20 protein-coding genes are annotated in these 22,038 nt (G+C 70.0%); 8 read left to right on the forward strand and 12 right to left on the reverse strand.

The genetic code is table 11. From position 1 onward, the window contains the following. Window positions 1-8 precede the first annotated feature (8 nt). Window positions 9-974, reverse strand: a complete 966-nt coding sequence (locus tag ACU6WY_RS02405; protein WP_483820874.1) for an LLM class F420-dependent oxidoreductase — start codon at window positions 972-974, stop codon at window positions 9-11. Between the two features lie 105 nt (window positions 975-1,079). Further along, window positions 1,080-2,102 carry a TerC family protein gene (locus ACU6WY_RS02410; RefSeq protein WP_483820875.1) on the reverse strand — a complete coding sequence of 341 codons (1,023 nt, stop codon included), beginning with the start codon at window positions 2,100-2,102 and terminating at the stop codon, window positions 1,080-1,082. Between the two features lie 272 nt (window positions 2,103-2,374). On the opposite strand from ACU6WY_RS02410, the gene ACU6WY_RS02415 reads away from it, so the two are divergent. Beyond that, window positions 2,375-2,560: a hypothetical protein gene (locus ACU6WY_RS02415; RefSeq protein ID WP_483820876.1), complete on the forward strand. Its 186-nt coding sequence runs from the start codon at window positions 2,375-2,377 to the stop codon at window positions 2,558-2,560. Window positions 2,561-2,569: 9 nt separating this feature from the next. On the opposite strand, the gene ACU6WY_RS02420 is transcribed toward ACU6WY_RS02415, so the two are convergent. After that, a complete protein-coding gene (locus ACU6WY_RS02420; protein ID WP_483820877.1) occupies window positions 2,570-4,030 on the reverse strand; it encodes a glycosyltransferase in 1,461 nt (486 codons plus the stop codon). An 81-nt stretch (window positions 4,031-4,111) separates the two neighbouring features. On the opposite strand from ACU6WY_RS02420, the gene ACU6WY_RS02425 reads away from it, so the two are divergent. Continuing rightward, on the forward strand, window positions 4,112-4,840 hold the full coding sequence (locus ACU6WY_RS02425) for an esterase/lipase family protein (protein ID WP_483820878.1): 729 nt from the start codon (window positions 4,112-4,114) through the stop codon (window positions 4,838-4,840). Between the two features lie 15 nt (window positions 4,841-4,855). Here the strand turns inward: ACU6WY_RS02425 and ACU6WY_RS02430 are convergent, their stop codons facing one another. The 5 genes from ACU6WY_RS02430 to ACU6WY_RS02450 all read right to left on the reverse strand — a co-directional run bounded on the left by ACU6WY_RS02430 (window position 4,856) and on the right by ACU6WY_RS02450 (window position 10,337). Then, a complete protein-coding gene (locus tag ACU6WY_RS02430; RefSeq protein WP_483820879.1) occupies window positions 4,856-6,709 on the reverse strand; it encodes a DUF2207 family protein in 1,854 nt (617 codons plus the stop codon). Window positions 6,710-6,760: 51 nt separating this feature from the next. After that, window positions 6,761-7,555, reverse strand: coding sequence for a transglutaminase-like domain-containing protein (locus ACU6WY_RS02435; protein ID WP_483820880.1), 795 nt, complete (start codon window positions 7,553-7,555; stop codon window positions 6,761-6,763). Window positions 7,556-7,726: 171 nt separating this feature from the next. After that, window positions 7,727-7,939: a hypothetical protein gene (locus tag ACU6WY_RS02440; protein ID WP_483820881.1), complete on the reverse strand. Its 213-nt coding sequence runs from the start codon at window positions 7,937-7,939 to the stop codon at window positions 7,727-7,729. Between the two features lie 48 nt (window positions 7,940-7,987). Further along, window positions 7,988-8,923, reverse strand: coding sequence for an aldo/keto reductase (locus ACU6WY_RS02445; RefSeq protein WP_483820882.1), 936 nt, complete (start codon window positions 8,921-8,923; stop codon window positions 7,988-7,990). A gap of 37 nt (window positions 8,924-8,960) precedes the next feature. Then, entirely contained in the window at window positions 8,961-10,337 is a 1,377-nt protein-coding gene (locus ACU6WY_RS02450; protein ID WP_483820883.1) for a cell division initiation protein, read from the reverse strand. A 394-nt stretch (window positions 10,338-10,731) separates the two neighbouring features. Between ACU6WY_RS02450 and ACU6WY_RS02455 the strand changes: the two genes are divergently transcribed. Together ACU6WY_RS02455 and ACU6WY_RS02460 are read left to right on the forward strand one after the other, a co-directional pair. Then, window positions 10,732-11,457 carry a DUF998 domain-containing protein gene (locus ACU6WY_RS02455; protein WP_483820884.1) on the forward strand — a complete coding sequence of 242 codons (726 nt, stop codon included), beginning with the start codon at window positions 10,732-10,734 and terminating at the stop codon, window positions 11,455-11,457. Further along, window positions 11,454-11,645 (forward strand): hypothetical protein, encoded by a 192-nt coding sequence (locus tag ACU6WY_RS02460; RefSeq protein WP_483820885.1) that lies wholly within the window; start codon window positions 11,454-11,456, stop codon window positions 11,643-11,645. The genes ACU6WY_RS02455 and ACU6WY_RS02460 overlap by 4 nt, the downstream gene beginning before the upstream one ends. A 38-nt stretch (window positions 11,646-11,683) precedes the next feature. Here the strand turns inward: ACU6WY_RS02460 and ACU6WY_RS02465 are convergent, their stop codons facing one another. Continuing rightward, a complete protein-coding gene (locus ACU6WY_RS02465) occupies window positions 11,684-14,155 on the reverse strand; it encodes a helix-turn-helix transcriptional regulator (protein ID WP_483820886.1) in 2,472 nt (823 codons plus the stop codon). A 348-nt stretch (window positions 14,156-14,503) separates the two neighbouring features. Between ACU6WY_RS02465 and ACU6WY_RS02470 the strand changes: the two genes are divergently transcribed. Continuing rightward, window positions 14,504-16,153: a tyrosine-protein kinase domain-containing protein gene (locus tag ACU6WY_RS02470; protein WP_483820887.1), complete on the forward strand. Its 1,650-nt coding sequence runs from the start codon at window positions 14,504-14,506 to the stop codon at window positions 16,151-16,153. A gap of 62 nt (window positions 16,154-16,215) precedes the next feature. Here the strand turns inward: ACU6WY_RS02470 and ACU6WY_RS02475 are convergent, their stop codons facing one another. Next, entirely contained in the window at window positions 16,216-17,685 is a 1,470-nt protein-coding gene (locus ACU6WY_RS02475; RefSeq protein ID WP_483820888.1) for a sugar transferase, read from the reverse strand. Between the two features lie 328 nt (window positions 17,686-18,013). Between ACU6WY_RS02475 and ACU6WY_RS02480 the strand changes: the two genes are divergently transcribed. The 3 genes from ACU6WY_RS02480 (at window position 18,014) to ACU6WY_RS02490 (ending at window position 19,522) form a co-directional block, all read left to right on the forward strand. After that, a complete protein-coding gene (locus ACU6WY_RS02480; protein ID WP_483820889.1) occupies window positions 18,014-18,289 on the forward strand; it encodes a helix-turn-helix domain-containing protein in 276 nt (91 codons plus the stop codon). A 268-nt stretch (window positions 18,290-18,557) separates the two neighbouring features. After that, a complete protein-coding gene (locus ACU6WY_RS02485) occupies window positions 18,558-18,707 on the forward strand; it encodes a hypothetical protein (RefSeq protein ID WP_483820890.1) in 150 nt (49 codons plus the stop codon). Window positions 18,708-18,865: 158 nt separating this feature from the next. Next, the gene (locus ACU6WY_RS02490) at window positions 18,866-19,522 is read left to right on the forward strand and encodes an arsenate reductase/protein-tyrosine-phosphatase family protein (RefSeq protein WP_483820891.1); all 657 of its coding nucleotides are present in this window, start codon (window positions 18,866-18,868) and stop codon (window positions 19,520-19,522) included. Between the two features lie 42 nt (window positions 19,523-19,564). On the opposite strand, the gene ACU6WY_RS02495 is transcribed toward ACU6WY_RS02490, so the two are convergent. Together ACU6WY_RS02495 and ACU6WY_RS02500 are read right to left on the reverse strand one after the other, a co-directional pair. Next, complete coding sequence (locus tag ACU6WY_RS02495) at window positions 19,565-19,729, reverse strand: hypothetical protein (protein ID WP_483820892.1); 165 nt, start codon at window positions 19,727-19,729, stop codon at window positions 19,565-19,567. Window positions 19,730-19,838: 109 nt separating this feature from the next. After that, window positions 19,839-21,845, reverse strand: coding sequence for an ABC1 kinase family protein (locus tag ACU6WY_RS02500; RefSeq protein ID WP_483820893.1), 2,007 nt, complete (start codon window positions 21,843-21,845; stop codon window positions 19,839-19,841). Window positions 21,846-22,038 lie beyond the last annotated feature (193 nt).

The raw sequence follows: 22,038 nt of genomic DNA on the forward strand, positions 1-22,038 counted from the left end.
CCGCAGGATCAGAGCGCGCGGAGCTTCTCCAGCAGCGGTGCGGCGATCTCGTCGACGAAGCGCTGCTGCTGAGCGTCGCCCACCTGCACGATCGCGAGGTCGGTGAAACCGGCGTCGAGGAACGGGCGAACGCTCTCGGCGAGCTCGTCGAGGTCGGGGCCGCAGGCGATGGACGCGGCGACGTCGTCGGGGCGCACGAACTGCGTCGCGCCGGAGAAGCCCGCGGGCGTCGGGAGATCGGCGTTGACAGACCATCCTCCCGCGAACCACCGGAACTGGTCGTGCGCGCGCTCGATCGCGGCATCCCGGTCCGGATCCCAGCTGATCGGGATCTGGCCGATCTTCCGGGACTCACCCTCGTGATGCTCGTCCCACCCGCGGATGAGGTCGGCGTCGGGCTCGGTGGTGATGAGGTGATCGCCGAGCGGGGCGAAGTGCGCGATCGAGAGTGCGCCCGATACCGCCACGCCGATCGGCACGCCCTCCTCGGGAAGGTCCCAGATGCGCGCCGAGTCCACCCGGAAGTACTCGCCGTTGTAGGTGACGAGGTCGCCGGTGTGCAGGGCGCGGATGATCTCGATCGCCTCCGCGAGCATGTCCAGGCGGGCGTGAACCGCCGGCCAGCCCTCACCCACGACGTGCTCGTTGAGGTTCTCACCCGATCCGAGCCCGAGGGTGAAACGCCCCTCGGACAGCAGCTGCAGCGTCGCCGCCTTCTGCGCAACGACGGCCGGGTGGTATCGCACGGTCGGGCACGTGACGTAGGTCATCAGTTCGACGGTCCGGGTGGCCTGAGCAACCGCCCCGAGCACCGTCCAGGCGTAGGGCGCGTGTCCCTGGGACGTGAGCCAGGGGGAGTAGTGGTCGCTGGAGACCAGGAAATCGAAGCCGGCGCGTTCGGCGCCGACGGCGTAGTCCACGAGTTGGCGGGGGCCGCTCTGCTCGGTCATGAGGGTGTATCCGAAACGAGTCATGCGGTCACGGTAGAGGCGCGTGACGACGTTGCGCGCGGGGTTGCGCGCGGTCATCGGATACGGCAACGGGCCCGCGGCGCTCGCCGCGGGCCCGTTGCCGATGACTCAATCCTCGGGGGCGTGGATGACCTTCTCGCCATCGAACGTGTCGCGCCGCTTCTTCTCGGCGTCTCGGCGCGTCTTGGCGAGGCTCGCCACGGTGGCCACCGCGACGGTCGCCGCGATGAACAGCAGCGAGAACCAGATCGGGATCTCGGGCACCCACAGCAGCGGCTCACCGCCGTTGATGAAGGGGAGCTCGTTCACGTGCAGGGCGTGGAAGACGAGCTTCACACCGATGAACGCCAGGATGACGGCGAGACCCTGCGAGAGGTACACCAGACGCTCGAGCAGCCCGCCGATGAGGAAGTACAGCTGACGCAGACCCATCAGCGCGAAGGCGTTGGCGGTGAAGACGATGTACGCCTCGTTGGTCAGACCGTAGATCGCCGGGATCGAGTCGACCGCGAACACGAGGTCGATGAAGCCGATCGCGACGATCACCAGCAGCATCGGGGTGACGAAGCGCTTGCCGTTCTTCTTCACCGTCAGCTTGTCGGCGTTGTACTCGTCACTGACGGGCAGGATGCGGCGAACGAAGCGCATGAACTTGCCGTTGGCCGGGTCGCTCTCGCCGTGGGAGAACGCCTGGCGGTAGGCGAGGAACAGCAGCAGCGCGCCGAAGATGTAGAAGATCCACGAGAAGTTGTCGATCAGGGCTGCGCCGACCGCGATGAATGCGCCGCGCATGATCAGCGCGATGACGATGCCGACCATCAGGACCTTCTGCTGGTACTTCTTCGGTACCGCGAAGCCCGTCATGATCAGCAGGAACACGAAGAGGTTGTCGATCGACAGGGCCTTCTCGGTGAGGTAGCCGGCGAAGTACTCGCCGCCGTAGGTCCAGCCGGAGACGACTCCGATGCCGACGCCGAACAGCAGCGCCAGACCGATGTAGAACGCCGACCACCGGGCGGACTCGCCGATCGACGGTTCGTGCGGTTTGCGCACGTGTGCGAAGAACTCGAAAACGAAGAACGCGATCGTGATCGCGATCGTGATGATCCAGATGAGCGGGGTGACACCCACGCGGGCCTCCAGGGGTTTGGTGTACGTCGAAACACCAAGGTCTCTTCCACTCGCGATGCGAGCCAACGCCCCGGGTTCACGATGGTGTGGACCGTATTGACGGGAACGTCGCGTGGGAGTACTCCCCTTGCTCCGGCGAGTCTACGGCATCCGGATCGGTGTGCGGCCGGCGCGGGGGAAGCGGAGCATGCGTCCGCGCGGGGTGCAACCCCCCGTCTGCGGGACGGGCGGACGAAGAGGATGCCCAGACACCCTGATCGAGGAGGAACGCCATGACCGACCGCGAACCCACCCAGGACGCGCCCATGATGGACGGCGCGACCGACGCCGCGCCGGAGGAGAAGAAGTCCGGGGCCCAGGAGCAACAGGCCGCGGATGCCGCGGTGGCCGACGATGCCGCCGCCGAAGACCTCGACGACGACCTGCGCAGCATTCGGGGCTACGGCGAGGACTGCTGAGGACGGCGCTCAGCCGATCCGAAGGCGGCGCCGGACCAGTTCGCGGAAACGCCACGTCCGGCGCCGCACCGCGTGGCGACGCGTCGCCGCCGACAGGACCGCCGCCCACTGCCGCAGGACGGCCTCCTCGCTCAGCGCGCGCGAGCGGGCGACAGCGTGGCGACGCATCCGTGTGGTCGCGCCCTCGTCGAGGGTGGCCGATCGGACGAGTGCCTCGGCGAGCGCGTCGACGTCGCCGGGTGGGACGAGCCACCCCGTGCGCCCATCCCGGATGAGTTCGCGCGGCCCGTACGGAACGTCATAGGCGAGGGGGAGACACCCGGCGGCCATGGCTTCGGCCACGACGAGCGAGAACGCCTCGGACCTGCTGGTGAGAAGCAGCGTCGACGCGGAGGACAGTGCCGCGCGGGCATCTGGATCGAAGCCGTGGAAGCGGATTCCCGCCTCCACCCCCGCGAGCTTCTCGAGTGCGGCTCGCTCGGGACCGTCCCCGTACACGTCGAGCGTCAGGTCGGGAACGCGCGTGCGCGCTCGTCGGACGGCCTCGATCGCGTGCTCCACCCGCTTGATGCCCTCGAGGCGCGCGAGGACGACCGCGCCGGCCCGGGGGCGCGCGGCGTCGACCGGCACGGATGCCACCGGGTGGGGGACGACCGTGAGGCGCGGCAGAGGACCCACCCGGCGCCGGACGTCGCGAGCTTGACGTGCGGTGCAGAACACGACCGCGTCGAAAGCTCCGAGGCGAGCGAACACCTCCCTGCGCGAGGGGCGCAGTGCGGTTCCGTCGTCGGTCAAGTGCGAGCCGTGGACGACGTGCAGCACCACGACGCGCGGGCGCCGGTACCCGGCGGCGAACCGCGCCATCGCCTTGCTATCCACGAGCAAAAACGACGGTTCTCCCGCCGTGAGCCGGTCGAGCCACGCCTCGTAGAGGGACCGGACCCCGCGCCACATCGCGCGGGGGGAGCCCTGCGCGTCGCACGTGACGATCACGCGCCGCACGCCGCCGTCTCCCGTCGGCACATCCCGACGGTCGCTCGCCGCGAGAGTGCCGTCCGGGCGGAGATGATCGATCTGCTGCACCGCTCCGCGGGCGTCGGCGCGGATACGCCGCACGACCGCCCCTCCGGACAGCTCCGGCGTCGCGGTCTCCGGCAGGGGAGAGAAGGCCGCGGATGCGCCGACCGGACGGCCGCGCAGATCGTTCTCGCGCAACCACTCCCACAGATTGACCACGCGGACGCCCTCGGCGAGCGCGCCCCGGCGCGTGAGCTCCTCGTCGATCGCGACCGGATCCGCGCGGTCGTCGCACGTCAACACGTCGACCGGGGCCGCGCCGAGCCGGGCGAACGAACGCGACCGCTGGAGCAGGGCAGCCGTCAGGCCGCCGTACTCCCGCGGGATTCCCCACGTCAGCACGAACTGACGCGCCGACGGGAACGCGGCTCGGCGGGAGGGGAAGATCGGCATGACGCGACTCTACGTCGCGGGTCGCGCGGAGTCGGCGCAACCCCCGGTCCCGCGCGCGCCGTCGTGCTCCAGGATGGGCGCATGTCCGTGGATGCCGGGAAGACCGCGAGCGGGGGAGTCCCACGCCGTCTCGCCTCCGCCGTTCGCCGCGCCCTCCCTCGTCTGGTGTGGTGGGCGCGGGATTACGCGTACGCCGTGGCCGCCCAGGCGCGCGCCGCATTCGGCCGCGGCGACCCCGATACCTTGCGCACGGGGACGGAGACACCCATTGTCGTGCTGCCGGGTATCTACGAGACGTGGCGCTTCCTCGAACCGCTCGCCCGCGAGCTGCACCGTCGCGGTCATCCCGTCCATGTCGTCACCGGCCTGGGCGATAACCGTCGACCCGTCGCGGAATCGGCCGAGCGTGTGGGGCAGTTCCTGCGGGAGCGCGAACTGAGCGATCTCGTCATCGTCGCGCACAGCAAAGGCGGGCTCATCGGCAAGCACCTCATGGCGTTCGACCCCGCCGCCGACCGGGTGCGCTCGATGGTCGCTGTCTCCACCCCCTTCGGCGGTTCCCGGTACAGCCGCCTCATGCCCACCCCGTCGTTGCGGGCCTTCCGTTCGGGGGATGCCACGATGCGGGCGCTCGCCGCCGCCGCCGAGGTCAACGTCCGGATCGTGTCTGTCTACGCCGATTTCGATCCGCACATCCCCGAGGGGAGCGAACTGGCCGGAGCGAGGAACGTGCGCCTCGACACCGGGGGCCACTTCCGTGTGCTCGCCGACCCGCGCGTGATCGCGGAGGTGGTCCGCGCGGCGCGGTGAGCGGCCGGGAACGGATCAGCGGCCGCCGCCCCCGCCGCCCCCCATGCCGCCGCCAGAGAAGCCACCGCCGAACGAACCGCCCGAGAAGCTCCCCGACCCGCTCGCGGGGGCCGGCGCGGGCGTGCTGCCCGCACGGATCGTCGCGAGAGACGAGGCGAGAGACACCGTCGAAAAGCCCCCCGGTCCGCGGTACCAGTCGAGATCGCCCCCGCTTTCCCGCAGGCGGGTGTCGAGAACGTCGGCCCAGTCACGTTCCACGCCCCACACGATCGCCCACGGCAGCAGTCGCTCGTACAGGTGAAGCATGAGAACCGCATCGGTCGTGTCCACACGGCGGCGCTCCGCGCCTTCCGGGCTCTGGAGCACGCGCAGCCGGTCGGCTTCGGCGAGCGTCAGGTAGTCGCGCAGGCCCCGCAGATGGTCCCGCGCCGGGGCTCCGGCATCCGTCACCCGATCGCGGTAGCGGATGAGCACGAAGACCAGGACGCCGAGCATCCCCGTGACCGGGATCGCCGCGATCTGCCACCACGGGGGCGGCTGACCGATCGACGCCACGATCAGGGCGACCACCGACAGGGCGAAGGCGGCCACCGCGATCCCGCCGGCGAGAACGGACGGGCCGGGGGATGGCTTTTCGAGCCACCCGCGGCGGCGGAGCGTCGCCTTCGCTACGGCGGGCAGGCGCTGAAGGTCCGTGGCGACGTCCGGTCGGTCGGGGCCGAGAACGACCCGGTCGCCGGGGGCGGGGTCGTCGCCGAACACCGCGGCGAGCACTCCCGCGCGCAGCGGCGTCGCCCCCGCACGGTCGATGAACTCGAGAGCGAACCCGTCGGAGGAATCGGGATCCTCGATCAGCCGCAGATGGCCGGCGATGGCCGTGTCCAGCACCGCCGCGGGGAGGGCGGCGCCCGTGCGGTTGACCAGCTCTGCCCCCTCGACGATGTCGACGTCGGACGGGGGGCCGTACTCGGCCACGATCACGCCGCGGCCGGCCGCGTCGCGGGTGCGGCGACGCGCGACGAGCACGGCACCGATTCCGGCGACGCCCAGCCCCACGGCCCCGATCGAGACCCCCGACAGCACGGGCGCGGCATCCACGGAGAACTGCTCGGTCGGGGTGCGCACCACGGTGCCCGGGACGAACGTGCCCGGCGCGAAACCGACCGCGATCGTGACGTTCTCGCCCGGATCGAGGTCGGCCGAGGACGCCGAGAACGTCGTCCCGCCGTCGGAATCAGCGGTGCGGGTGATCTCGCACCGGTCGTCCGACCCCTCTTCGCCCACGTAGCAGGCGGCCGCTCCCTCGAGGGCGGCCGTCGTGATCGTCGGGTCGACCGTGAGTTCGACACCGACGCGACCGAAAGGCTGCTCCCACTGCGTGCCGTTTATGTCGCGGTAGAACTCGTCGGCCTCGGTATCGGCGAACGCGCGGATGGTGTCGCGCTGGGTGTAGGTGAGGACGTAGGTCTGGATGCCGCGGACGAAACGGTCGTCGCCGGTGAGGACGCGCACCTCATCGCGGTCGCTCTCGACCTCGAACGGCACCGCGTCGCCGTCGCCGTCGGTGACCGACACGACCTGCGTCTGGAGAGGGACGCCGTCGTAGTCGTTCGGCAGCGCACGGACGATGCCGCGGTTCTGATCCTCATCGGAGAAGCGTGCGACGAGCGTCTCGATGACCGTCAGCTCGGCGTGGCCATCCGCGGCGCGAGTGAGGAGCATCTGAGCGTCGAACGACTCGAAGCGGAAGTCGTCGACGTCGGCCCGGGCGGTGAGGGGCGGAGCGAAGACGAGGAGGAGAATCGTGAGCGCGACGGCGCTCCCGAACAGCGTGCGCAGCCTGCGGCCCCCGTCGGCGAAGTCATCCATGCTTCGACGCTAGCGAGGTCGGTCCGTGGCGGACTCCCCCGCGCGGGGGAGTCAGGACAGAAGAACGGCCGCGGACGGATCATCCAGACGGAGGTCCCCCTCCGCGACGGCCGTGACCTCGATCTCCTCGAGGACGACACCGCCGGAGAGCGTCGTCAGGAACGCCGTGTCGGCGGCATCGCGCCCCGTGGCGATGCGGACGAAGTGGGCACGTGGCGCCAGGCGGGTGGCATCCACCACCTGCCACTGGCCGTCGGCGAAGGCTTCGACAACGGCGTGGAAGTCCATCGGGCTGAGCCCGGGGGCGTAGACCGACACCAACCGGGCGGGCACACCCAGCGCCCGCAGGAGCCCCGTCGTCAGGTGCGCGTAATCACGGCATACCCCCCGGCGGGAGAGGAGCGTATGGAGTGCCGAGTCCGTGGGGCCGCTGCTCCCCGACACGTAGCTCAGGTTCTCTGCGACCCAGGCCGGTACGCGGGCGATCGCCTCGGCGGGGGTGGGGGAGCCGAAGACGGCCCCGGCCGTGGCGGCCAGTTCGTCGGAGGGGGCGTACCGGCTGGGGCGCCCGTAGCGGAAGCGGTCGGCCGCATCGGAGAAAGGGGGACGCTCCGGAGCTTGCGTGTCGGCGGCGTAGGAGATGTGGATGTGCCCCGCGGGCAGGGTCACACGGTGCAGGCGCGTGCCGTGCGTATCCGCCACGACGTCGAAGGGGATGCCGCGCTCGTCGGCGTGGATCTCGAGACGTTCGTTCCGCGCCCATCCGTCGGCGACGGCGACCGACAGAAGGATCTCCGTCGCGGTCTGTGTCCGCAGGGTCAGCCGCGCCCCGACGGAGGCTCTCACGCGGCACCCTCGATCACGCCGTGGACTCGGTCTCGCTCATCGCGGGTCGCGCGCACCATTCGTTCCTGCATGGTCCCGAGCGTGCCACGCATTTCGTCTGCGGTGTGAAGCGTGCAGCGAACCAGGAGCTTTCGCCGATCGGGGGGCTCATGGTCGTATCGCCCGGGGCGGTCAGGGCCGGAGCTCGTCCGCCGCGTCGTCGCTCCCTCGGGGACTCTCGTCGGGTCGCTCGGCGCGGGTCTGAACGACGGCTGCCCCGAAGAGCATCAAGCCGGCGACGATGAAGATCAGCTTCGGGAGAACGGGACTGTCCGCCGGGAGAACGACCGTCGGCGCGGCGAAGACCACTGCGGCCGCCGTCGCCAGGATCACCCCCCACGGCATCGTTATCCGCCTCACCGCATCGTCCTGTCGTGCACGGCCGGCGCCGATTCAGGGAACGACATACCCGGCGGCGCGCACGAGCGCGTACCACTCGGCGCGGGTCAGGACGACGTCGGCACCCGCGGCGGCATCCGTCACCCGCTCGGGGGTGGTCGTTCCCAGCACCACCTGCATCCCGGCAGGGTGGCGCGTGATCCACGCGACGGCGATGGCGAGAGGGGTCACCCCGTAACGCGCGGTAAGCTCGTCGATCACCGCGTTCAGTTCGGCGTACGCCGGGTTGCCCAGGAAGACGCCCTTCCCCCGTGAGCCCTGGAGGGGTGACCACGCCTGCAGCGTGATCCCCTCCACGCGGCAGTAGTCGACCAGGCCCCCGCCATCGAGGACCGCCGCCTGCGGCGCACTCTCCATGTTCATCGCCAGCCCCTGGGCCACGATCGGCGCGTGTGCGATCGAGAGCTGCACTTGGTTCGCCACGATCGGTTGCCGCACGGCCGTGCGCAGCAGATCGATCTGTCGCGGAGTGTGGTTGGAGACGCCGAACGCGCGCACCTTGCCCGAGGATTCGAGTTCGTCGAACGCGCGGGCCACTTCCTCGGGCTCGACGAGGGCGTCGGGCCGGTGCAGCAGGAGGACGTCGACGTAGTCGGTCTCGAGTGCTCGGAGCGATTCCTCGACCGATGACACGAGGTGCTCGTAAGAGAAGTCGAAGTACGGCCCGTGGCGGACGATGCCCGCCTTGGTCTGGAGGCGAATCTCGGAACGCTCGGACGGGCTGAGCTGGAGGGCCTCTGCGAAGCGCCGCTCCGCCGAATGCAACTCCTGCGCGTAGATATCGGCGTGATCGAAGAAGTCGACCCCGGCGGACCGTGCAGCCCCGTAGAGCGCGCGGACCTCGTCGTCACTCTTGCCGTCGATTCGCATCATGCCGGCGACGACGGCGGGCACGGACGGGCCGGAACGGCCCAGGGGGACGGATCGCATCACCCCACGTTATCCCGCACCCCGCCTCGTCGTCGCGTCAGTCGCGCGATGGCGTTTCGCCGTCGGCATCCGAGACGGCGTCGACCTCGGCAGCATCACCGTCGTCGTCCGCCAGCGTCGTCGAGGGTTCGCCCCGGTCGGCGTCGCCCCCTCGGGGGACCGCGCGCAGGAGCTCGTTCATCTCGGCCATGAAGCTGCCGACCTGCTGCTGCTGCCATCGCAGATCGCGCGTGCGATCCTCGGCGTCGCGGAGGACGGATGCCGCGTGCGCGGTGATGGTGTCGGCGATGCGTTGCGCCTTCTCGCGGGCGCCGTCGAGGAGTTCCCGCGCGCGCACCTGCGCTTCGGCCTCGACCTGCTGAGCCTGAGCCCGCGCGAGCCGTTCGTAGTCGTCGGCGCGTGCCGAGATACGGCGAGCGTGCTCGAGCGCGGCTTCGACCTGTTCGGTCGCATCGGCGGTGATGCGCTCCGCGTGCGCGACGGCTTGGTTGTGCAGCACGAGGAACTCTTGCTGCGCCTCGTTCTGGCGCCGGGTCAAGGACTCCTCGAACTCCAGGACGCGTGCGGTCATCTCGCGGACGTCGCGCTCTGCCTTCGCCCGCAGATCGCCGGTCTCGCGCGACACCAGCGAGCGCAGGGCAGCGGCCCCCTTCTCCGCTTCGGTGCGGATGGCCACGGCCTCCCGCTCGGCCTGCGACACCTTCTCGGTCGCGTGCGCGCGCTCGCGGTCGAGACGGGCGACGTGGGCCGTGAGCTCGGTCTCGGTGCGCAGGCGCACCTGATCGGCGTCGTGCTGGGCTTCGGCCCGCAGGCGGTTCTGCTCGGCGACGGCGTCGTCGCGGATCGCGGCGGCCTCCTCTTGCGCCCCGGCGAGGAGCCGCTCGGCCTGTGCGATGGCATTCTGAACGAGCACGGTGGCCTGCTCCTCGGCCACGCGCAGGATCGCGTCGAAGTGCTGCCGGCTCTTCTGGGGGTCGGCCTCTTCGTCGTCGGAGTCGGCGACGAAGTCGCTCGAGAGTGCGTGCGCCTGCGCCTCGGCCTCGGCTGCGCGCGCCGAGGCCGCGCGCAGCTGCTCCTGCAGGTGGCCCGCCTCTTCGGAATGCCGACGTGCGGCCTCCTCGAGTTCGGCGTCGTGCTCGGCACGCTGCTGCGCGAACATCGCCTCGGCGCGGAGCTTGGCCTGGTGGGCGTCGTCGGTGGCTCGGCGCGCGTGCTCCGCCAACTGCCGCATCGCCGCGTCGACCGCGTCGCGGTCGTACCCGCGGAAACCGACCGGGAAAACCGGGGCCGAGTCGCCACCGCCGTCGGAGGCGCCGCTCAAGAGTTCGTCGAGCGGGGACTCGGCGGGGTGCTCCCCGGCCCGTGCGCGGGATGCGGATGTCGACGTATCGCGCTCGGTCTGGTCGTCGCTCACGGGTTCTCCTTTTGACGGGGTTGCGCCTCTGGTCGAGCGCACCTCCGATCCAACCGCACCGACGCGGAGGAGATAAGAGTTCGAAGGAGGTTCGTAGAGGATGCGCGGTCTCGTGCCGGGTGCCGTGGCGACGAGACCACGCATCCATGAAGAGTGACCGGGTTGACGAGTAGGGAACTTGGGGGAGAACCACTCACGACCACTCGACGACGACGATGCCACCGCACCCGGCTCGATTTCGCGGAAGGGGCTATTCCTCACCCGGCAAATCGCCCGGCAGCGCCGTTGATGACGGCCGTTGGTCCCGACCGAGGCGCTGTCCGGGAGTCTGCAACTGCCGAGCATCGGTATGCCGCGATACGGTAGCCGGGCACCTCGACGCCCGGAGACGCCCATGACCGAGACGATCGATCGGCCCGCCCGTTCGGCGACAGGACTCCTCGACCGCCGGGCCGTCGTGCTCGCGACGGGGGGAGGGATCGCGGCATTCGTCAGCGCCGCCCTGATCTGGCTGAGCCGCCTGTGGGACCCGACGGTGCACTACGTCAGCCAACTCGGCGCGACCGGTATGCCCACTGCACCCGTGTTCAACTCCGCCCTGCTCCTCCTGGGAATCGCGGCGATCCTCGTTGATCGCGCAGTGCTCCGCCGCCCCGGGGCGTACGTCGCGGGATGGCCGATCGCGGCGACACTCGTGGCGTGCGGTCTCTGCTTCGCCCTCGCCTCCGTGGTGACGTGCTCGCCGGGGTGCCCCGTGCCGCTCACCCCGGGGGCACTCCCGCAAGACCTGATCCACATCAGCGCTGCCGTGCTCGGCTTTGTCTTCGCGATCGTCGCCATGGCGCAGGTCTCCACTCTCCGGCGTCGGCCGTGGATGCGAGCCGCGAGCATCGTCACGCTCGTCGCCGTGGGGATCTCCTCGCTCGCCGGGGCGATGCTCGCCCTCTTCCGCGGCGACACGGTGCTCGGCGGGAACCTGGAATTCATCGCCGCGACCCTGGCGATCGTGTGGTTCGGCGTCTTCGGTCTCCAGGTTGCCGCAGACCACCGCGCGACGACAGTCGACGCGGGCGGGACCGGCGGCGGAGCGCCGCGGGATCGGGCTACCGTGGGGGAATGACGAGACGGCGACTGTGGCGCATCCTCGGTGCGATCGCGCCGCTCGTGGGCTTCGTCGTCATCCTCACAGTCCTTCACGGTGCGGGTGTGCCGCTGACGCTCCCGGGCGTGATCGTCGTGCTTCTCCTCATCGTGGCCGCACGAGTGGTGTTCGGGTTCACGCGGCGACGTCGTACCGGCCCCCGCTGACGCGGTTCCGCTTCGCGCCGCCGCGCAGGGTGGCGGTCTCAGGCGTCGGGTTCGTTCTCGATGAGACCCCAGGCGTGGGCGGCGCGAATGGCGCTTGCCCGATCGGAGACCTCGAGCTTGCGGTAGAGGCTCTGCAATTGCGTCTTCACCGTGTTCGGCGAGACGACGAGGGCACGCGCGATGTCGGCGATCGTCGAGGTCGGAGTGAGGTGCGCGAGCACCACCTGCTCGCGCTTGGTGAGGTGGGGGACGCTCACAGACGAGGCGAAGAACGAGGCGCGGTCCGACACGCGGTCGCGAGCGCTTCCCGAGAGCATCCGCAGCACGAGCGGCCGGTCCTCCGGGGCGACCGCGCTCCATGGGCTCCAGAGATCGTGTCGTGCGCTGAGAGCCTCGGCGCGTTGGGCCGTGGACCGGTGTGCGGTGACCCCGTTCAGGCGGACATCCGCGACGATGCTGACGACGAGGCTCTCCAGCGCGGCCCGCGGCGACGCTTCCTGGTGGATACCCCACTTCACGCTCATCACGTAGGCCTCGTGGGCGCGGCCGGCGTAGAGCTGCGAAAGGGCGATCGCGGGCGCAGTCGCCGCGGACAGCCCGAAGGGCCCCTCGAACAGCGCCAACGCTTTCCGCGCCTGTCGCAGTGCGATGAGGATCTTCGCTCGCGCGGTCAGGAGCTGGATCGATTGGAAGTGCGACGGGGGAGTGCTGCGCGTTCGCGTCATCCACGACCGCAGCATGCCGAGGGCATCGGGTGCCGCACCCGAGAGCAGGAAGGCGATCGCCTGCGCGGCCGCGGCGAACGGCCACAACTCGCGTGCGCCCGCGGTCGCGGGAATCTGCTCGAACAGGGCACGCGCGGCAGCCGCGTCCCCGCGTTCGAGGAACACCCATGCGTCGGCCAACCTGGTCCCCTCGCCCCACGGCGAGTTGATCCAGCTGTCCTCCCGATCCGCGTCGCACAGCGTGCCCGCGGCACGCACATCGCCCTCGAGCAGCGCGATGATGGCGAGGACGCCGCGCGCCCGCAGACGCCGGGCCGGCGGAGCCAGACGCACGACCTGTCCGATCGCGAGCGTGGCATCCCGTAGTTTGCCCATCGACAGGTGTGTCATGCCCACCTGGTACCAGCCCTCGGCCAGCATCTCGTTCGACAGGTCGGGGCGGCGCCTCAGCGCGTCCACGAGCAGCGCCGCCGACTCGGTGGCCAGCGCGAAGCGACCGGCCGCACGCAGCAGATGAACCCGCACGATCAGAGCGTCCAAATTGTGCTGCGCCGCCGCCTTGGCCTCGGGAAGACGCCCGAGCGCACCGACGACGAGCGCGGGGGTCTCAGCTGACGCGGCCGTCTCGGGGTCGACCGCCAGGAGCGCGTCGACCGAGACCGGTTCGAAGCCCGCGTGGACGCGCATCATGCCGACCAGCCCGGCGAACGCGAGCGGATCGCGCGCCCAGATCTCGGGCCCCGCCGAACGAAGAATGGATGCCAGCGTCGGCCATTGCGCGGCATCCGCGGCAAGCTGGGCGGCCCGCAGGGGCTCACCGGCGGTAACCAGGTGGTCGAGCAGCCGCAGGCGCGCACGCTCCACCATCTCCGGCGCCCCGGCGGTGATCTCGCGCAGCCATTGCGCGCGCACCGGTTCCGCCAGGACCAGCCGCGTGGTGCTGGGCCAGACGAACCCGGCGTCCTGCAGCTCGGCGAGCAGCTCGCTGGTCGTCCCGCTGGTCGGATCGATACCGATGGCGTCTGCGAGGTCGACGTTGATGTACGGCGCGACCGCGAGCAGACGCACCTCGTCGGTGATCGGGGCGCTGAGGTGTTGCTCCATGTCCGCCGTCAGGGCTCTGCCCGCGTACTCGGCGATGGCCTCCGCCTCGTCGCGGGTGCGGAGCGACAGCCCCTCCAGCCGGAGGCGGGAACTGGCGAGCTGCCCGAGCGCGGCCCAGCCGTGCGTGCGCTTCATCAGCACGTCCACGGCGATGTCGGTGGTCTCGATCCCGTTGAGTTCGAGCACGAGGGCCAACTCATCGCGCGACATCAGCAGGTCGTGGGGAGTGAGGACGTGCACGTCGAACTCGAGGGCGACCAGCGGGCTCTCGAGCCGGGTCACGTGGCGCGTTGCGACGACCACCCGCAGATCGGGATCGGCCCGGAGGAGGTCCAGGATCGCGGCCGAATCGACGCCCGACTTCTCGACGAGGCTGTCGATGAGGAGGACGTGCTGCGACGGTCCTTCGTGGAAGGCCTGGGCCATGCGGTCCAGCATCTCCGGGGCGCCGTGGCTGGCGTCGAGCAACTGGACACCGATGTCAGGATCGTCGGCGAGGGCCGTGGCGAACTGACGGAGCAGGGCGCTCTTGCCGACTCCGGCCGGCCCGCGCAGGAGCACCACGTCGCTGCTCAGAGCCTCACGGAGCTTGGCGACGGTCGCGGTCCGCGGAGTCCAGAATCGGCTCGAGCGGCGCGCGGCACGCGCTGCGGTGGGCGGGGTATCCAGATCAATCAGCATCGAGTTCTCTTCCTCCTTGGCCGGTGTCTCCGCCGTCCGTTGGGCCGGGCGAAGGAATCGGCGCGGCGCACGACTGCCATGCGCACCCCCTGATCTTTGGGGTGATGTTCACCGGTAACCGGCATGAAGCGACCTGTTTCATCCCTGTCGTCATCCCCTTATCACCCCGTCGGCATCACACTCGGAAGTTCGAATCACCATCGTGAATCCAGGTGGCGGCATGTCCGGTTTCGCCCACCCGCGCGTGCCTCGGACCGACGCGGTGGCGCTCGCATGGTGTGTCTATGCTTCCCCGGGCTCGGCGTTCCCGTCGCATGGGCCGGGGCGAAAGGCGGAATACGAGTGGACATGCAACGCGTCGTGCGCATCCTGCGTGCGTACTGGAAGACCATCGTCGCGCTGACCATCGCGGGAGGGCTCGCCGGGCTGGGATGGAGTGCTCTTCAGCCGCGGGTGTATACCGCGGATGCCACCGGGTACGTGGCCAGCGTGGCCTCCGACGGGTCCACGGGTGCCGCTCTCGCGGGTGACCAATTGGCCCTGTCAAAGGTGAAATCGTTCATCGACATGGGCTACTGGCGTACGGTCGCGGAGACATCGCGCGATGACCTCGGTCTCAGCGACAGTCCCGAGTCGCTCGTCCAGCGCATTCGGGTGTCGAACCCGACCGATACGGTCAACGTCCGCGTCGAAGCGACCGGTCCGACGCCCGAGTCGGCCCGCGATCTGGCGCAGGCATGGCTGCGCGGGATGACCGCGCAGGTAGAAGACCTGGAATCCACCGGAGGGGGCGAGGGTGCCGTCCGTCTGGTCGCGGGAGACTCGGCTCGCCTCCCGACGTCGCCGTCCTCGCCCAACGTGAGGCTGAACGTCCTGATCGGGGCGATCGCGGGTGGCGTGGCCGGCATCGTCTTCGCGCTCGTCCGACGCGCCTTTGACCGCCGCGTACGCTCGGTGCGCGATGTGTCCGACGCGGTGGACTCGTCCGTGATCGGGGTACTCCCGGTCGACAAGGAGCTGGCCTCGGGGCGGGCGGTGTTCTCGTTCGATGACATCCGGGATGGTCGCGGATCGTTCGCGCACAAGGAGGCGATGCGCGAACTGCGCACGAACCTGCAATACGTCGACGTCGATCACCCCGCGCGCGTGATGGTCGTCACCAGCCCGCTCCCCGGCGACGGCAAGTCCACGACCGCGGCGAACCTCGCCGTGAGCATCGCCGCCACCGGGCAGTCGGTGGTCTTGGTGGACGCCGACCTTCGTCGCCCCGTCCTGGGGGGAATGTTCGGATTCTCGGACGATGTGGGACTCTCCGACGTGCTGGCCGGGCGTGCGCAGATCGAGCAGGTGGCGCATCAGATCGACGAACACGGGCGGCTGTTCGTCGTCGCCGCGGGAAGGACGCCACCGAATCCGAGTGAGATGGTCGGGTCCCAGCGCATGCAGCAGTTCGCCCGCAAGCTCGCGGATGACCTCGTCGTGATCATCGATTCTCCGCCCACGCTCGCTGTCGCGGACGCGGCCGTCATCGCGAGTTGGGCGGACGGCGCCGTCCTCGTCGTCACGTCGGGACGTACGACCGACGACATGCTCGTGCGCGCCACGGAGAACCTCGAGAAGACGCGCGGCCGGCTCCTCGGTATCGTGCTCAATCGCGTGCCGCTACGGGGCGCCGATTCGAACTATTACGGCTCGCAGTACGGCGGCTACTACGGATATGGGATGCCGCAGTCCCGGAGCGTCGCGTCCTGGTGGCGCCGCCTTCGGCGGAAAGGCTCGGAGAGTCGGACCGGGGCGGGGGAAACCTCGGAGCCCGGCCCGCGTCGGCGGTCCGCCGATCTGCCGCCCTCCAACGTGAGTGGGCTCCGAACGCTGTCCCAGCGGACGACTTCGCAGCACCCTTCGGGTGAACCCACGGATGAAGGCCGGGCACCGGTCGCGCCGGTGGCGAACGAGGGGGGAGCGGCGGCCGGATCGCGCCGCCGTCGGCGGGGCTAAGGCAGCGGACTCACGACGAAGGCGCCGTCCCCAGACCGGGGCGGCGCCTTCGTGCGGAGGAGTCAGTGGGCGGTGACGCCCGGCGCGACGACGGCCTTGAACGTGCGCGCGAGGATGACGATGTCGCCCATGAGTGACCAGTTCTCGACGTAGAAAAGGTCAAGGCGGATGGCGTCTTCCCAGGACAGCGCGGAGCGGCCGCTGACCTGCCACAGACCGCTCATTCCGGGGCGCACGATGAGCCGCCGCCGGGCGTCATCGTCGTAGAACGCCACTTCCGCGTCGCGCTGCGGTCGAGGGCCGACAAGGCTCATCTGGCCGAGCAGCACGTTGAACAGCTGCGGCAGCTCGTCGAGGGAGTACTTGCGGAGCAGGCGTCCGATCGGGGTGATCCGGGGGTCGTTGTCGACTTTGAAGAGGGGAGTTCCGTCCCGGCCCTGTTCGGCGAGCAGCTCGTGGAGCCGGGCGTCGGCGCCGTCGACCATTGACCGGAACTTCACCATTCCGAACACACCACCGCCCTGACCCACCCTCTCTTGGCGGTAGAAGATCGGTCCGGGCCCCGACAGGCGAACCAGGACTGCGAGGACGATCAGAACGGGCGAAAGAGCGGCGAGAAGCACGATCGACCCCACGATGTCGAAGATGCGCTTCAGGACGCGCTGGCGCGTGGAGTATTGCGGTGTCTCGACGTGGACCAGGGGGAGCCCGGCCACCGGCCGGGTATGGATGCGGGGGCCGGCCACGTCGGTGAGGTTCACTGCGACGATGAGGTGCTCGTGCCCGGGCTCTAGTCCCCATCCGATGCGCCGGATGTCGTGAGCGTCGAGACGCGCGCCGCCGGTGACCAGGACGCTGTCGGCATCGAGCTCTTCGAGACGGAGACGAAGCGACCGGGCATGCTCGTCGGTCCAGGCGCCTTCGAGGTCATCCGCGCCGAGCGCGTGCACGCCCACGACGGCGAGGCCGACGCCGGGCTGGCGGGCGATCTCCGCGGCGACGCGTGCGTTCTCTTCGGGAGCGCCGACCAAGATGACACGGGCGGACATGGCGCCCTCCCGCCGCCGCACGTTCAGCCACCACCGGCAGAGGGTTCGCGCAAGCAGCAGTGCGACCGTGCCGCCGGGCAGGCTGAGGAGGAAGTACCCCCGCGACAGGTCGACTCCGCCGAGGTAGGCCCCGATGGCGATGAGTCCGAACAGCTGGAAAGACGCGGCGATGATCAGGCGGTGCTCGCCGATACCGTGCCCCACGACGCGGGGGAGTCGGGTGCCCCACAGGGTGAGAGCGATCATCCAGGCCGCGCACAGCAGGGCCGAGACGGTTGTGTAATCGATCGGTACGGCGCTGACGTCGGTCGGTTGCGGGCCGAGCCAGACCAGCTGGGTGCCGAACACCGCCACGACCACGACGACCGCATCCACCACCGCGAGGAGTCGGGCATACCGTCTCTGCCAGGGTCGTCGCCGAGAAGCGGGGGCGACGGGCGCGATAGCTGCAGGTGAGGCCTGTGCTGACACGGCGAGATCCATGGGTGCTCCTCTGGTCGGGTCCGGAGGTCGAGGACGAGGCCCTTCCGCCGTCGAGAGAAAAGCGGAGGGCCTGGGCACTGTGCCATCTGTTCTCGCGTGACTCGGTGGAGGTCGTCGCCCCCTTTCGCGGGGTGAAGAGGAGGTCCCGGCGAACGGTGGGGCAACGGCGTGGCCGTTTCGTCGCTGCACGGGAGATCGATCGCCTGAGATCTCACCCGGCCTTCGGGGTCGGTCACCCCAGGGAGCGTGCTCCTGTTGTCCTGGCGGCATTCGATCCGCACATGTATACATGTTCATGTGAGCGTTGGAGCGCGACCAAGCTGGATTCATGAGCGACGTGCCCGATCCCTGGAACGAGTTCGCCCGCGAATTCGGCGTCCGACTGCTGCGAGCCCGGGCAGGGAAAGGCCTCTCGCAGGAGCACGTGGCCCACGCCGCGGGACTCGCGACGTTCACCTATCGCAAGTTGGAGCGAGGCGAATCGAACCCGGGGACGCCGGCCAACCCGCGACTGCGGACCATCGTGTCCCTTGCCGAAGTGCTCGGTGTCCCGCTCGACCATCTGATTCCTGTGCCTCCGGAGGGCATCGCACCCGGGCGTTGACGGGGGTGTCGGAGGTTCGTGCTTCACTTCGACCGTGCCCGCCGACGATCGGGTCTCCCGTCAGGGAGACCCGGAGAGAGAGGTGTCTGGCATGAGCGAAGAAGTCCCTGGCCCCGTTCACAGTCGATGCGCTTTCGCCTGGTGCTCGACCGCACACGGAGCGACCGCCCATCCCGATGACGAGGCGCATCGCAGCGTGGGTGCCGGTTTCCTCGCCCGCGTCCGGCGACCCGGCAGCGCGGAGCGAGGGGACGAGACAGACGTCGAAGTGGGTCTGCTTCGCCGTCTCGCCGACGACGACACGTGGCTCGTGATCGAGACCGGAGAGGGCGCGGGGGTCGCCCTGAGTCTTGAGGGCGCGCGCGAACTACGGAGACTGCTCTCGGAAGATGCACAGATCCGAGCCGCACTCGCCTGACCCGCTCCCGACGAACCACTCAATCGTGCGCGCACCTCACCCCGGCGTGTGACGGCCCTCGCTGGCCGCGGCGGTCCGTCCTGATCGGTTCCCTCGGATTGACTGTCTGCGCGAGGCAAACGCCTCGTGCGGAAGGGGAGGGTGTCGTGGGAGAGTCGGTGAGATCGGCCCAAGTCCTCGTGGTGTGCACGGCAAACGCGATCCGTTCGCCCTTCGTGGCGCACCTGCTGCAGCGCCAGCTGGCGGAAGAGGGTGTCGAGGGGTTTCGTATCGAGAGCGCCGGAACCGCGGCGCGTCCCGGTCTCCCCGCCGAACCGGAGGTGATCGAGAGGGCGCGCGCCTACGGGCTCGACGTGGCTGGGCATCGCACGCGACGCCTCGACGAGTCCGTCCTCCACTCCGCCACCACAGTCCTGTGTGCCGCGCGAGCGCATCGCCGCCTCGTTCTCGACATGCGACCCGATCTTCTCGACTCGACCTTTACGGTGCGCGAGTTCGCTCGGCTGGCCGGGGCGGCGGAGCCCACCATCCGCGCCGCCGGCGACTGGCCCTCGCTCGTCCACGCCGCCGCGCGAACACGGACGCGGTTACGAGGAGACCGAGACGGGGAGGACGACATCGTCGACCCGATCGGGCAGGGCGCGGCCGTCTGGGACGAGTTCGAGCGTCAGGCGCGCGACGCCGTGGCTCGGATCATCGCCCGTGCGGCGGCGCTGCCCGCGGTCGTAGCTGCCCCCGCCGTGGCATCCACTCTCCCGCGCACCCGGCGCGAGTGGAGGTCGGGAATGGTCGACCCCGGCTCCCGAGCCTCCTGACGCGCGAGTGGGGTCGGGGCCCTCCCGCGCGGGCGCCGGGGCTCAGAGAGTGAGGACGGGGCTCAAGTCCGGCGCTGATGCGTCGGGGGAACGTCCTTCCTCGCTCTCCGCGCGGGCGATGATGCGACCCAGCCCGATTCCTGCGGCGAGTGCGGTAATGATCCAGGTGACGAGGCCGACGGCGACGGCAGCAACGATGATGACCATGGGACTTCTCCTTTGGAGCCCGGTGGTGCACGACGGGTGATTGTCGATCACTGTAGTGCTCAGGCGCGGACCTATGCGGCACTACCGCGCCGCGGAGAAATCGGGTATGTCAACGGCGGCGCGTGAACGTCTTCCGCACGACCCTCAAGAGCCCCAGGAAACCGAACAGGCCGACCACGGCTCCGAGGATCGAGAACAGGGTGACAGAGCCGCCCAGGACGGGACCTCCGCCGGCGACGACGAGCACGACGGCGATGACGACCGCGGCGATGGACACCAGGGTCGTGGCGATCTCGCTCGTGATCCGGCTCAGGATGCCGCTGGTGTCGGTGCCGTCGTCGGATCGCAGGGTGATGCCGATCGAGCCGCGCTCGATTCCCGTGAGCAGCCCCTCCAGGCGCTGCGGGAGACGCTGCAGCCGGGCAAGTGAGATGACCGCTGCGGCTTGGACGTCGGTGGCGGTTCGCGTCAGCGAGACCGTGCGGCGTAGCAACGTCGGCATGAGCGGCAGGGCCCGCCCGACCATGTCGAAGTCGTCCACGATGACGCGCAAGCATCCCTCGAGGGTGGCGAAGCTCCGCAGCGCCGAGGCCAGTTCGCCGGGGAGGGCGATGTGGTGCTGGCGGATCACGTCCACGATCCGGGTGAAGATCGACCCCTGGCCGCCGCTGCCGAGGTGTTCGGCGGTGAGGACGATGCCCACGTCGTGACGGAAGGCATCCAGGTCGACGTCGTCGGGCGCGTCGACGATGAGGAGGAGGGCATCGGTCGCGGCGACGTCATTCTCGCTCAGTGCGGCGAGGAGGAAGGCCGTCATGTGCTGGCGGCGGCTGCGTTCGATGATGCCGACGGCGCCGAAGTCGATCAGCCCGAGTGTGCCGTCGTCGCGGAGCAGCACGTTGCCGGGGTGGAGGTCGGCGTGGAAGACGCCGTACACCAGGATCTGCTCGATGACCGTCGTCATGAGGACCTCGGCCAAGCGGACGCGCTCGTCGGGGCTCAGCGCGGCGAGGCGTGTGGCGGAGTCGCTGAGCGCGGCGCCGTCGACGAGCTCCATCGTCAGGACGCGCGTGCCGGAGGCTTCGGGGAAGACCGCCGGCGCGGTCACGATGCCGCGGCGTGCCGGTTCGGCGGCGTCGATCCGCGCGAGCGTGGAGCGGATCATGTCGGTGTTGTGTGCCTCGACGCGGTAGTCGAGTTCCTCGAGGAGGGTCGTCGTGAACCCCCGCGCGACCGATTCGATGCGCAGGTCGCGGCCGACGCGAGTGCGGGCCTCAGCGCGATGCGCGAGCCGGCCGATGATGTCGGCGTCGGCTTCGACCTGGGCCCGCGCGGCCGGGCGCTGCACTTTCACGACCACGGGCGTGCCGTCGCGCAGGACGGCGCGGTGCACCTGTGCGACGGAAGCAGCGGCGAGGGCGCGCTGGTCGATGTCAGCGAACACCGCCTCGATCGGGGACGCGAGGTCGCTCTCGATGACGTCGCGCACGGTCTCCCAGGGCAGGGTCGTCGCTTTGGTCTGCAGGGAGGCCAGCGCGCTGAGGTAGGGCTCCGGGATCAGGTCGCGACGGGTGGAGAGCACCTGGCCGAGCTTGACGAAGCTGACCCCCGCGTCGTTGATGGTGGCAACGATCGCTCGCGCCCGCTCCTCGGAGGTGCTCAGTTCCTGTTCGACGCGAGAGTGGCCGCCGTGGAAGAGCCACCCCACCCCGTGTCGCGAGGCGATGGCCAGGATCTGCAGATAGCGCCGCGTGCGCTTCCGCTGGCGAAGCGCGGCGCGGATGACATCGATGGGATTGGGGAGCGGGCGTGTGGGGAAGATCGCCTCGCTGGCGACCAGGGCGGCGACGCCGAGCGCGAAGACCCAGCTGATCGACAGGGCGATCAGACCGATCCAGAGCCAGAGGCCGTCGGCGGTGGTCGGCGAGGATCCGTCGGGCATGCCGGTCTGGGAAAGGACCCATCCGGCGAAGGGAACACCAAGGAAGAAGACGAGGAGGCCCACGACGATGCTGCGTGGCCAGCCCACGGCAGCGCCGAGGACCTGGCGCGCCACGAATCCGACGAGGACCGCGCAGATGACGGCCACAGGGGCGATGAGCAGGGTGACGGCCACGGGGTCAGCGTAGTAGCCGTGGGTCACGCGATACGGATCAGGCCGCAGCCAGGGCAGATCCAGGCGCCCGTGGCGCGCAGGTGCGTGGGCTCGAGGGTCTGCAGGCAGGAAGCACACCTCGGCGGGAACCCGTCGAGAGTGCCATCTCCTGCCGCTGCGCGATCATCGCGCGGCCCGTCGGGGGCGGGCGGGG

The sequence above is a fragment of the Microbacterium sp. ZW3a genome, assembly GCF_057167165.1.